Raw genomic sequence first — 11,762 nt, 5'->3', positions numbered from 1 at the left:
GCCGCCAACCGGGCCCACCGTCAGCCAGGCCACCGTCAGCCGGCCCCGCCGCCAACCGGGCCCACCGTCAGCCAGGCCCGCCGTCGACCGAGCCACCGCCAGCCGGCCCCACCGTCGACCAGGCCCGCCGTCAGCCGAGAGCGCGGGTGCTCGCGCGCAGCACGACCTCGCCGGCCACCCCCTCGACCCTGGCCTCCTCGGCCGCGTCGAGGGCCAGCTCCAGCGCGCGGGCGCCCATGTCGGCGAGGGGGAGACGCACGGTGGACAGGGCGGGGACCAGGTCCCGCAGGGTGAAGATGTCGTCGAAGCCCGCCACCGAGACGTCCTCGGGCACCCGGATCCCCCGGTCGCGGAAGGCGGCGAGCGCACCCACCGCCATCACGTCGTTGACGGCGAAGACGCAGGTGACCCCGGAGACCCGGGTGGCCGCCCCGTAGCCGCCGTCGCGGTCGAAGGAGCCGTGCAGCACGAGCGGATCGGGCAGGCCCAGCCGGTGGAGCTCCTCGGTGAACCCGGCCACCCGGTCGCGGGCGGTGATCAGCCCTTCGGGGCCAGCGAGGATCGCGAAGCCGCGGTGCCCGAGCCCGGCCAGGGCACGGGCGAGCGCGGCGGCACCCTCGCGGTTGCCCGGCGCCACGGTGTCGACCCCGAGCATGTCCTGGCCGACGCACGCCACCCGGCCGCCGGTCTCGCGGTAGCGGTCGAGCTCCTCGCGGAGCCGGCGGGTCACCTGCGTGTCGGTGAGCCGGGACCCGGCCAGCAGTACGGCGCGGACCCGCTGCGCGTTCAGGGTCGAGACGTAGGCGATCTCCCGCTGGGGGTCGCGGTGCGTGGTACCGACCATGACCATCAGTCCCTGCCGCTCGGCGACGCGCATGGCGCCGTCGGCGATCGCGGCGAAGTACGGGTCGGTGAGGTCGTGCACCACCAGGCCGATCACGTTGCTGGCTCCGCGGGCGAGGGTCTGGGCGGCCACGTTGGTGCGGTAGCCCAGCTGGGCCGCGGCCACCTCCACCTTCTCCCGCAGGGAGGCGCCCACCTGCCGGGTGCTGCCGTTCAGCACCCGTGACGCCGTGGCGAGCGAGACGCCCGCGTGCCGGGCGACATCCTCAAGCGTGACCACCGACAACCTCCCGGAAAGCGTTTTCCAAGTCTGCCAGAGATGCGCGGCCCGCGCACCCCGGGCACACTCGGCCGGACGGGGGTCATGCCTGCACACGCCGCCGAGGACAACCTACTCGCCTCGCGGGGCCCGGACGCGTCACGTCTTGTTACCGGCGAGTAGCATATGTCGGGAAGCCACCCAGCAACGAGGAGCGAACCCCGTGCCTTCGTCTCGTGACGTCGTATTCGTCGACGGTGTGCGCACACCCTTCGGCAAGTCGGGCCCCAAGGGCCTGTACGCCGAGACCCGCGCCGACGACCTGGTGATCCGCGTCATCCGCGAACTGATGCGGCGTAATCCGAGCCTGCCTCCGGAGCGCGTCGACGAGGTGGCCATCGCGGCCACCACGCAGATCGGCGACCAGGGCCTGACCATCGGCCGTTCCGCGGCGGTACTGGCCGGGCTGCCCAAGAGCGTGCCCGGCTACGCGATCGACCGCATGTGCGCCGGCGCGATGACCGCGGTGACCACGGTCGCCGGCGGCATCGCCTTCGGCGCCTACGACGTCGCCATCGCCGGCGGCGTCGAGCACATGGGCCGCCACCCGATGGGCGAGGGCGTCGACCCCAACCCCCGTTTCCTGGCCGAGAAGCTCGTCGACGGCTCCGCCCTCGTGATGGGGATGACCGCGGAGAACCTGCACGACCGCTACCCGACGATCACCAAGGAGCGCGCGGACGCCTTCGCGGTGGCCTCCCAGGAGAAGGTCGCCAAGGCGTACGCCGACGGCAGGATCCAGCCCGACCTGGTCCCGATGGCCACCCGGTCGGCCGAGAAGGGCTGGGGCCTGGCCACGGTGGACGAGGCGCCGCGTCCCGGCACCACGCTCTCGGCGCTGGCCTCGCTGAAGACCCCGTTCCGCCCGCACGGCCGGGTCACCGCGGGCAACGCCTCCGGGATCAACGACGGGGCCACCGGCTGCATCGTGGCCGCCTCCGACGTCGCCGCGGAGCTGGGCCTGGCCCCCAAGATGCGCCTGGTCTCCTACGCGTTCGCGGGCGTCGACCCCGAGGTGATGGGCGTCGGGCCGATCCCCTCGACCGAGCGGGCGTTGCGCCTGGCGGGGCTCTCCGTCTCCGACATCGGGCTGTTCGAGATCAACGAGGCGTTCGCCGTGCAGGTGCTGGCCTTCCTGGAGCACTTCGGCATCGCCGACGACGACCCCAGGGTCAACCCGTACGGCGGCGCCATCGCCTTCGGCCACCCGCTGGCCTCCTCGGGGGTGCGCCTGATGACGCAGCTCGCCCGCGAGTTCGGCGAACGCCCCGACGTCCGCTACGGCGTCACCACGATGTGCGTCGGCATGGGCATGGGCGGAACGGTCATCTGGGAGAACCTCAGCTGGGAAGGTGCGAAGTGACGGACATCAGGGAAATCTTCCGCGACGAGGTCGTCACCCGGGCGACCGTCCGCGACGTCGAGCTGCCGTACGGCGCGGGCACCATGGCCCTGATCACGCTGGACAACGGCTTCGACCACACCAAGCCCTCCACGTTCGGCCCCGGCGGCCTCACCTCGCTGAAGGAGGCCCTCGACACGGTCGCAGGCCGGACGGACCTGGCGGCGGTGGGCGTCGTCGGCAAGCCGTTCATCTTCGCGGTCGGTGCCGATCTCAAGGGCGCCGCGCTCATCGCCGAGCGCGAGCAGGCGCTCCAGATCGGCAGGCTCGGTCACGACGTGTTCCGCCGCCTGGGCGAGCTGGACGTGCCGTCGTTCGCGTTCGTGAACGGCGCGGCCATGGGCGGCGGCCTGGAGGTCGCGCTGCACTGCACCTACCGGACCATCTCCTCCGGCGTGCCCGCGGTGGCGCTGCCGGAGTGCTTCCTCGGGCTGGTCCCCGGCTGGGGCGGCACCCAGCTGCTGCCCCGCCTGATCGGCCCGGCCGCCGCGATCAAGCTGATCGTGGAGAACCCGCTCGCGCAGAACCGCACGATCAAGGGCCCGGACGCCTTCGCGCTGGGCGTCGCCGACGCGATGTTCGAACCGGCCGACTTCCTGGAGGAGTCGCTGCGCTGGGCGGCCCGGGTGCTGCGCGGCGAGGTGACCGTCTCCCGCGCCGACCACACCGGCGTCGACTGGTCCACGACCGTCGCCGACGCCCGCGCGCTGGTCGACCTGAAGCTGCGCGGCGCCTCGCCCGCCCCGTACCGGGCGCTGGACCTGGTGGAGCTGGCCCGCACCGCCTCCCGCGACGAGGGGTTCGACGCCGAGGACCGGGCGCTGGCCGACCTCCTCATGGGCGACGAGCTCCGCGCCGGCCTGTACTCCTTCGACCTGGTGCAGCGCCGGGCCAAGAAGCCCGCCGGTGCCCCGGACGCCTCGCACGCCCGCAAGGTCACCAAGGTCGGCGTGGTCGGCGCGGGCCTGATGGCCTCGCAGATGGCGCTGCTGTTCGCCCGCCGCCTGGAGGTCCCGGTGGTGCTGACCGACCTCGACCGGGAGCGGCTCGACAAGGGCGTCGGATACGTGCACGCCGAGGTGGACAAGCTGCTGGCCAAGGGCCGTGTCTCCGCCGACCAGGCCAACCGGCTCAAGGCCCTGGTGACCGGCTCGCTCACCAAGGACGCCTTCTCGGACGCCGACTTCGTCATCGAGGCCGTCTTCGAGGACATGAAGGTCAAGAAGAAGGTCTTCGCGGAGGTGGAGGAGGTCGTCTCCGCCGAGTGCGTGCTGGCCACCAACACCTCCTCGCTGTCGGTGACCGAGATGGCGGCGGGCCTGCGGCACCCCGAGCGCGTGGTGGGCTTCCACTTCTTCAACCCGGTCGCGGTGATGCCGCTGCTGGAGATCGTCCGGGGGACGGAGACCGACGACGCCGCACTGGCCACCGCCTTCGCCGTCGGCCGGTCGCTGCGGAAGTCGTCGGTGCTGGTCAAGGACGCCCCCGCGTTCGTGGTGAACCGGCTCCTCACCCGGTTCATGGGCGAGGTGATCGGCGCCGTGGACGAGGGCACCCCGCTGGAGGTGGCCGACCACGCGCTGGACGGCCTCGGCCTGCCGATGACCCCGTTCGCGCTGCTGCAACTGGTCGGCCCGGCCGTGGCGCTGCACGTGGCCGAGACGCTGCACGAGGCGTTCCCGTCCCGCTACGGGGTGTCGGAGAACCTCGCCCGGCTGGTCGCGGCGGGCAAGCCCGGCGTCTACGCTCCCGACTTCTCGCTGGACCCGGAGGCGGTCGCCCTCTTCTCGGGCGGTACGTCCCCGTCGACGGCACAGGAGGTGCGGCTGCGGGCGCTGCGGGCCCTCGCCGAGGAGGTGCGCGTCATGCTCGACGAGGGTGTGGTCTCGGCGCCGCAGGACATCGACCTGTGCATGATCCTGGGGGCCGGCTGGCCGTTCCACCTGGGCGGCGTCACGCCGTACCTGGACCGGACCGGCGTCGCCGAACCGCGTTTCCTGTCGCCGGGCGTGGCCTCGGTGCCCGCCTGACGCCCTCCGGCGCCGCCTGACACGGACCCGCGTCCCGGTTCTCCTTCCCGGAGGGCCGGGGCGTCGGCGTCAGCTCCGCAGTACGCGCTCCGACAGCCTGCTGTGCCGGTAGCCGTACGCGAGGTAGATCACGACCCCGATGACCATCCACACCAGGAACCTGACCCACGTCTCCACCGGCAGGTTGAGCATCAGGTAGAGGCAGGCGAGCACCGACAGGACCGGCACCAGCGGCACCAGCGGGGTGCGGAAGGAACGCGGCAGGTCGGGCCGGGTGCGGCGCAGGATGACCACCGCGAGCGAGACGACCACGAACGCGAAGAGCGTGCCGATGTTCACCAGCTCGGCGATGGTGCTCAGCGGTACCAGCCCGGCCAGGAACGCGACCACGACGCCCATGATGATCGTGATGAGGTACGGGGTGCCGAACCGCGGGTGGACCTTGGCCAGCCGGCTCGGCAGCAGGTTGTCGCGGCACATCGCGAACATCACCCGTGACATGCCCAGCATCAGGATCATCACGACGGTCGTCAGCCCGGCCAGGGCACCGATGCTGATCAGCGACGCGGCCCAGGTCTGGCCCACCGCCTTGAACGCGTCGGCCAGCGGCGCCGCCTCGCTGAGCTGCCGGTAGGGCTGCATGCCGACGACGACCAGGGAGACGGCGACGTAGAGCAGGGTGCAGACGCCCAGCGAGGCGAGGATGCCGATCGGCAGGTCACGCTGCGGGTTCCTGGTCTCCTCGGCGGCGGTGGCCACCACGTCGAAGCCGATGTAGGCGAAGAACACGATCGCCGCGGCGCTGAAGATGCCCAGCACGCCGTACGCGACGGGGGTGACCCCGAACAGCACCTGGATCAGCGGGGCCGCCAGCCCCTCCACGGCGGGGGTGGGGGTGGAGGGCGGGATGAACGGCGAGTAGTTGGCGCCGTTGACGAAGAACAGCCCCGCCACGATGACCAGCAGGACCACCGCGACCTTGATCGTCACGATGATCAGGTTGACCCGGGAGGACAGCTTGATCCCCAGGACCAGGACCGCGGTGAGGAGCAGCACGATGAGCGCCGCGGGCAGGTTGAACGTCGCCCCCTCCCCGGCGATCGTGGCGGGCAGGGTGATCCCGAGGGACGTCAGCAGTGAGGTCAGGTAGCCCGACCAGCCGACCGCGACGACCGCGGCGCCGAGCATCATCTCCAGCATCAGGTCCCAGCCGATGATCCAGGCGGGGAACTCGCCGAGGGTGGCGAAGGCGAAGGTGTAGGCCGATCCCGCCACCGGCACGGTGGAGGCGAACTCCGCGTAGCAGAGCGCGGCCAGCGCGCAGACGATGCCCGCGATCACGAACGACAGCGCGACGGCCGGCCCGGCCGTCTCCCTGGCGACCCGGCCGGTGAGCACGAAGATCCCGGTGCCCACGATGACGCCGATGCCGAAGACGGTCAGGTCCGTCGCACTGAGGTCCTTGCGCAGCCGATGTTCGGGCGCCTCGGTGTCCAGGATCGACTGTTCCACGGACTTGACACGCAGAAAACCCATGGCCCCCCCTTTGACCGTCCCGCATCACCATCGTCGATGCATCAGGTCATGCCCACCGGATCACCGGACGAACGGCAAGAAAGGGGTCTTTCCCGAAAGTGCCGACCTTCTCCTCAATGGGTGCAGAACCGGCAAACGGCAGCGAGGAGACCGCCCGCCCGAGCCGGGCCCGGCGGCGGAGACGGACCGCCCCCGAGCGGACCCGGCCCGGACTCCCCACGGCCGACCTCCGGCCGGGCCCTTCACCAACGGCCGGTCCCTTCACGAGCGGACCCGGCCCGGCGAGGCGGGAGGCGAAGGGTCAGCGGGCGGGGTGGTTCTCCAGCACCGGGGAGCGCTTCGCGACCGCCTCGGTGATCTCACGGGCGATGTCCTGGGCGGTCAGACCGATGTCGCCGAGGATCTTCGCCCGCTTGGCGTGGTCGAGGAAACGCTGCGGGATGCCGTAGGTGCGGACCGGGACGTCGACGTCGGCGTCGCGCAGCATCCGGGCGACCGCGTCGCCGACGCCGCCCACCCGGCCGCCGTCCTCGACCACCACGACCAGCTTGTGCGCGCGGGCGGCCAGCACCAGGGCCTCGTCCAGGGGCTTGACCCAGCGCGGGTCGACCACCGTGGCCGAGATGCCCTGCGCGTCGAGCAGACCTGCGGCGTCCATGCAGATCTCGGCCATCGGGCCGACGGCCACGAGCAGCACGTCGGGGTCGCCGGCGCGCAGCACGTCCATCTCGCCGAGGCGGCCGACCGCCTCGATCTCCGGGCCCACCGGCCCCTTGGGGTAGCGCACGACGGTGGGACCGTCGTCGACCCGCACCGCCTCGGCCAGCAGTTCGCGCAGACGCGGCTCGTCACGCGGGACGGCGATGGACAGGCCGGGGACGACCTGCAGGATCGACAGGTCCCACATGCCGTTGTGGCTGGCGCCGTCGTCGCCGGTGACGCCGGCCCGGTCGAGCACGACCGTGACCGGGAGCCGGTGCAGGGCCACGTCCATGAGGAGCTGGTCGAAGGCCCGGTTGAGGAAGGTGGCGTAGACCGCCACCACCGGGTGCAGCCCGCCGAGGGCCAGGCCGGCGGCGCTGGTGAGGGCGTGCTGCTCGGCGATGCCCACGTCGTAGAGCCGGTCGGGGTACGCCTCGGCGAACGGGATCAGGCCGGTCGGGCCGAGCATCGCGGCGGTGATCGCCACGATGTCGCGGCGTTCGGCGGCCAGCCGGACGATCTCCTGGCTGAACACGTTCGTCCAGCCGTGCGGCTTGGGCTTCTCCTCGCCGGTCAGCGGGTCGAAGACGCCCGGCGAGTGGAAGCAGTCTTCGTCGTGGTTCTCGGCGGGCGAGTAGCCGAAGCCCTTCTTGGTGAGCACGTGCACGATGACCGGGCGGCGGAACGCCTGGGCCCTGCGCAGCGCACCCTCGACGGCCTGCTCGTCGTGGCCGTCGACCAGCCCGATGTACTTCAGGCCGAGGTCCTCGAACATCACCTGCGGGGCCAGGACGTCCTTGAGGCCCTTCTTGACCCCGTGCAGGGCGTCGTAGACGGGCGGGCCGACGAGCGGGACCCTGTTCAGGTTGTCCTTGACGAAGTCGAGCATGTCCTCGTAGCGCTGGGAGGCGCGCAACGAGGCCAGGTGGGAGGCGAGCCCGCCGATGGTGGGCGAGTAGGAGCGGCCGTTGTCGTTGACGACGATGACCAGCGGCAGGTCCTTCTGCGCCGCGATGTTGTTGAGCGCCTCCCAGGCCATGCCGCCGGTGAGCGCCCCGTCGCCGATCACCGCGACGACCGTGCGGTCGTCCTCGCCGCGCAGCCGGTACGCCTTGGCCAGGCCGTCGGCGTACGACAGCGCGGTGGAGGCGTGGGAGTTCTCGATGATGTCGTGCTCGGACTCGGCCTGGCTGGGGTAGCCGGACAGGCCCCCCTCCTGGCGGAGCGTGTCGAAGCGCCCGGCGCGGCCGGTGAGCATCTTGTGCACGTACGCCTGGTGGCCGGTGTCCCACAGGATGCGGTCGCGCGGGGAGTCGAAGACCCGGTGGATCGCGATCGTCAGCTCCACGACGCCCAGGTTGGGGCCGAGGTGCCCGCCGGTGCGGGCGGTGGAGCTGATGAGGAGGTCCCTGACCTCCGCGGCGAGCCGGGGCAGTTCGTCCGCACCCAGCAGCTTGAGATCCTGTGGCCCCTTGACCGACTCCAGAAGACTCCCAGGCTGCCCGGTCAGCTCGCTCACGGAATCATCCCCTCTGTTCAAGCACCGTCGCGTCGAGTCTAGTTCGGCTGGGCGGCGCTGCCGCCAGAGGAGGGGATTCTGCACGTTTTATCCCCACTTGCAATAACCTTTAGCGCACCATGAAAACACTCCCCCTTAGGCAACTCGCACCGCTTGTTGTTGCTCCGCTGCTGTTTGCCCTGGTCACGGGACTGGACGTCGCCAATGCCGCCGTCCCATCGGCCTGGTCAGCTCCGGTCGCGCAGCAGGGTGCCCCCGTTGCCGTCGCGACGCCCGCCGGGGGCACCGGCACCGCCGGGGCCCAGGCGCCCCCAGCCGGCCGCGCGGCGGCCACGGCAAGCCCGCTCTACCGCACCGGCACCCTGCCCGGCGTCACCTGCCAGGCCGGAGGGATCCGCGCGGGGAGCGCGGCCTCCTACCGGACCTTCATGACCCGGGTGACCCGCTGCCTGAACATCGCGTGGAAGGCCCAGTTCGGCAAGGCGAAGCTGGCCTTCGGCCAGCCGAGACTGCGTTTCTCCACCAGCAAGGTGAACACGCCCTGCGGGCGCTGGCCCAGCAGCGCGGGCGGCATGTACTGCTCCGCCAACCGCACCATCTACATCGGCGTGACGCGGCAGGTGCTCAAGAACCCCTACGCGGCCAACCACGCCCAGTTCATGGCCCATGAGTACGCACACCACGTGCAGCACCTCGCGGGCATCATGAAGTACTACGTCAACAGCACCTGGCGCGCCGGCACGGCCGGCAAGCTGGCCTTCTCCCGACGTCTGGAACTTCAGGCCGACTGCATGGGCGCCGCCTTCCTCCGCCAGATCTCCGGCAGCCTCCCGGTCGAGCAGGAGCAGTGGGACGGCATGGTCCGCTGGGTTCACGCCAACGGTCACAAGAACTGGCCGAAGAACGACCACGGAAAGGGCAGCAGCCAGGCCTACTGGATGGACCGCGGCTTCGACGCGGGGGCCCCGTCCGCCTGCAACACCTGGTCCGTCCCGGCGAACCGCGTCGCCTGACCCCGAAGGCCCATCCGGCCGGGCGGCTCCGCGCCGCCCGGCCGGATTCACCGGTTCCCGTCCGCGGCGCCGCTTCTCCCTATGGGAATGGTCTAAACCTAGTGACATACCAGCTTTACCCGATCTTTAATCTTCAATATGGTTAAGGATCATGCGTAAATCCCTCATAGTGCTGCTTTCCGGCATGCTGGCGGGCGTGGTCTTCGCCGGTACGACGGGAACGGCCACCGCTGAGCACCTGCGGCCGGCCCCCAAGGGCAAGGCCGCCCTGACCGCCAACCCGATCTACAAGACGGGCAAGCTGGAGCCGGACGCCTGCCAGGAGCAGCCGGTCTACAACGACGACCCGGAAACCGCCGAGATCTATCTCGACTTCGTCCTCGACTGCCTCAACGAGGCGTGGGGATACCAGTTCGGCAAAGCGAAGATGACCTTCTCCAAGCCGAAGTTCCTGGCCAGCACCCGCCCCGGCGCGCGGACCGGCTGCGGCACGTTCCCCAAGAACGCGCAGGCGATCTACTGCTCGCGGAACAACCAGATCACCTTCCACCTCAGCGAGGGCATCCTCGCCCAGGCGACCGAGCTGTTCCTGCTCCAGACGATGGCCCACGAGTACGGTCACCACGTCCAGGAGCTCTCCGGGATCCTCCCCGCCTACCGCTCCCAGAAGTACCGCAGCAACAAGGAGATCCTCGCCGCGACCCGCAAGATCGAACTCCAGGCCGAGTGCCTGAGCGGCGTCTTCCTCGGCAGCACCTGGCGCTCCCTGAACCGCCGCGAGTCGGACCTGGCCTACGTCGTGCGCGCCGCCCAGAGCACCTCCACCCACGGCAAGGCCGAGAACGTCGCCTACTGGGTGACCCGCGGCTTCCACCAGGAGGACCCCGGCGCCTGCAACACCTTCACCGCTCCCAAGTCGAAGGTCTCCTGACCTCCTCCCCTTCCGCGGTTCCGCTTTCCGGGAGCCATCCGTCCCCGCCCCACAGCCGGGCGACGGGTGGCCCCCTGTTGTTTTTCCGGGGTTCACCCGGCGTCTTCCCCGCAGGAGGCCCCGCCTGCACGGGCGGGCGGCCCGGCCTGCGCCGGCGGACTGTGCGGCCCGGCGGACTGTGCGGCCCGGCGGGGTGTGCGCTCCGAGCCGGTGGACGACACGTGACGACGTCAGGAACCCGCGCGAGCGAGAACCTCCAGGGGGTCGGCGAGGACCCGGGAGAAGGCCAGCTCCGCGGCGCCGACGAGGGTGGCCTCGTCGGCGAGGGCGGAGGTGCGCAGGCGCAGGTGCTCGCGGGAGGGGGGAAGGGCCTCGACGGCGAGACGGCTGCGGACCTGCGCCGCGGACCCCAGGTAGATCTCGCGGAGCATGCCTCCGAAGACGACCATCTCCGGGTTGAAGAGGTTGACGAGGTTGGCGACGCCCAGGCCCAGCCAGTCGCCGACGCGGTTGAGCGCGGCCTGGGCGACGACGTCGCCGCGGTCGGCCGCGTCGACCACGGCGCGCACGGCGTCCCGGCCGGCCTGGGAACCGAACCGGCCGGCGGCCTCCAGCAGGGCCCGCTCCCCCACCTCGGCCTCCAGGCAGCCGGAGGAGCCGCAGCTACAGGGGCGGCCCCGGTCAGGGTTGACGATCATGTGCCCGACCTCTCCGCCGAAGCCCATGTGGCCGCCGAGCAGCTGGCCGTTGACGATCACGCCGCCGCCCACGCCGACGTCCCCGTGCAGGTAGATGAGATCGCGGCAGCCGACGCCGACACCGCGGGTGTGCTCGGCGAGGGCGGCGAGGTTGGCGTCGTTGCCGACCGCGACCCGCAGGCCGAGGCCCAGCCGCCGGGTCATCTCCTCGGCGAACGGCACGTCGCCCACCGTGCCCATGTTGGGCCCGAACCTGACGACGCCGCCGCCGCGGTCGACTCCCCCGGAGAAGGCCGCCGCCGCCCCGACGCACACCGTGTCGGAGCGGGTCTTGCGATGCATCTGCCGGGCGAAGGCCGCGAGCTGGCCGACGACCTCCTCCGTGGAGAAGGGGTCTCGCCGCCGCACGGCGTCGCGGCGGTCCAGGATCGTGCCGCCCAGGCCGACGCGGGCGGCGACCAGGCGGTCGACGCCCACGTCGAAGGCGAACACGTAGACCCGCGCCGACTCCGGCCGCACCACCAGGGACGGGCGTCCGGCACGCCCGGTCTCCCTGGGGAGCTCCTCCCTGACCAGGCCGGCGGCGGTCAGGTCCGCGGTGAGGGCCATGATGGTGCTGCGGTTGAGCCCCAGCCGGTTGGTGAGCTCCGCGCGCGAGATGGGGCCGCCCAGATGGACGTGCCGGAGCAGGGCGCCGAGGTTGTGGCGCCTGATCTCCTCCTGGGAGGGGCCTGCCCGCATCGCGTGAGATTCCTTCGGTGGACTGGGG

General features: G+C 71.5%; 8 protein-coding genes. 4 read left to right on the top strand and 4 right to left on the bottom strand.

Annotated features, from left to right (window positions below; translation table 11 throughout):
• Positions 1-130: 130 nt before the first annotated feature.
• The gene (locus F4562_RS27035; protein WP_184541657.1) at positions 131-1,123 is read right to left on the bottom strand and encodes a LacI family DNA-binding transcriptional regulator; all 993 of its coding nucleotides are present in this window, start codon (positions 1,121-1,123) and stop codon (positions 131-133) included.
• A gap of 202 nt (positions 1,124-1,325) precedes the next feature.
• On the opposite strand from F4562_RS27035, the gene F4562_RS27030 reads away from it, so the two are divergent.
• Entirely contained in the window at positions 1,326-2,525 is a 1,200-nt protein-coding gene (locus F4562_RS27030; protein WP_184541661.1) for a thiolase family protein, read from the top strand.
• On the top strand, positions 2,522-4,594 hold the full coding sequence (locus F4562_RS27025; RefSeq protein ID WP_184541663.1) for a 3-hydroxyacyl-CoA dehydrogenase NAD-binding domain-containing protein: 2,073 nt from the start codon (positions 2,522-2,524) through the stop codon (positions 4,592-4,594). Before F4562_RS27030 ends, F4562_RS27025 begins: the two co-directional genes overlap by 4 nt.
• 69 nt (positions 4,595-4,663) lie before the next feature.
• On the opposite strand, the gene F4562_RS27020 is transcribed toward F4562_RS27025, so the two are convergent.
• The gene (locus tag F4562_RS27020; RefSeq protein WP_184541665.1) at positions 4,664-6,130 is read right to left on the bottom strand and encodes an amino acid permease; all 1,467 of its coding nucleotides are present in this window, start codon (positions 6,128-6,130) and stop codon (positions 4,664-4,666) included.
• A gap of 301 nt (positions 6,131-6,431) precedes the next feature.
• Positions 6,432-8,351: a 1-deoxy-D-xylulose-5-phosphate synthase gene (gene dxs, locus F4562_RS27015; RefSeq protein WP_184541667.1), complete on the bottom strand. Its 1,920-nt coding sequence runs from the start codon at positions 8,349-8,351 to the stop codon at positions 6,432-6,434.
• 428 nt (positions 8,352-8,779) lie between these two features.
• Here dxs and F4562_RS27010 point away from each other — a divergent pair, with 428 nt between their 5' ends.
• Together F4562_RS27010 and F4562_RS27005 are read left to right on the top strand one after the other, a co-directional pair.
• Positions 8,780-9,364 carry a neutral zinc metallopeptidase gene (locus F4562_RS27010; RefSeq protein WP_184541669.1) on the top strand — a complete coding sequence of 195 codons (585 nt, stop codon included), beginning with the start codon at positions 8,780-8,782 and terminating at the stop codon, positions 9,362-9,364.
• Positions 9,365-9,515: 151 nt separating this feature from the next.
• On the top strand, positions 9,516-10,295 hold the full coding sequence (locus F4562_RS27005; RefSeq protein ID WP_184541671.1) for a neutral zinc metallopeptidase: 780 nt from the start codon (positions 9,516-9,518) through the stop codon (positions 10,293-10,295).
• A 230-nt stretch (positions 10,296-10,525) separates the two neighbouring features.
• Here the strand turns inward: F4562_RS27005 and F4562_RS27000 are convergent, their stop codons facing one another.
• The gene (locus F4562_RS27000) at positions 10,526-11,734 is read right to left on the bottom strand and encodes an ROK family transcriptional regulator (protein ID WP_184541673.1); all 1,209 of its coding nucleotides are present in this window, start codon (positions 11,732-11,734) and stop codon (positions 10,526-10,528) included.
• Positions 11,735-11,762 lie beyond the last annotated feature (28 nt).

Origin of the sequence: Streptosporangium becharense, from assembly GCF_014204985.1 — a bacterium.
Taxonomy (GTDB): domain Bacteria; phylum Actinomycetota; class Actinomycetes; order Streptosporangiales; family Streptosporangiaceae; genus Streptosporangium; species Streptosporangium becharense.
This window is presented reverse-complemented; position numbering and strand designations above follow the sequence as displayed.

What these genes read in the sequence shown, in the direction of transcription:
- F4562_RS27005 (WP_184541671.1), top strand. Translation starts at nt 9,516, where the DNA reads ATGCGTAAATCCCTCATAGTGCTGCTTTCCGGCATGCTGGCGGGCGTG.
- F4562_RS27010 (WP_184541669.1), top strand. Translation starts at nt 8,780, where the DNA reads ATGACCCGGGTGACCCGCTGCCTGAACATCGCGTGGAAGGCCCAGTTC.
- F4562_RS27020 (WP_184541665.1), bottom strand. Translation starts at nt 6,130, where the DNA reads ATGGGTTTTCTGCGTGTCAAGTCCGTGGAACAGTCGATCCTGGACACC.
- F4562_RS27000 (WP_184541673.1), bottom strand. Translation starts at nt 11,734, where the DNA reads ATGCGGGCAGGCCCCTCCCAGGAGGAGATCAGGCGCCACAACCTCGGC.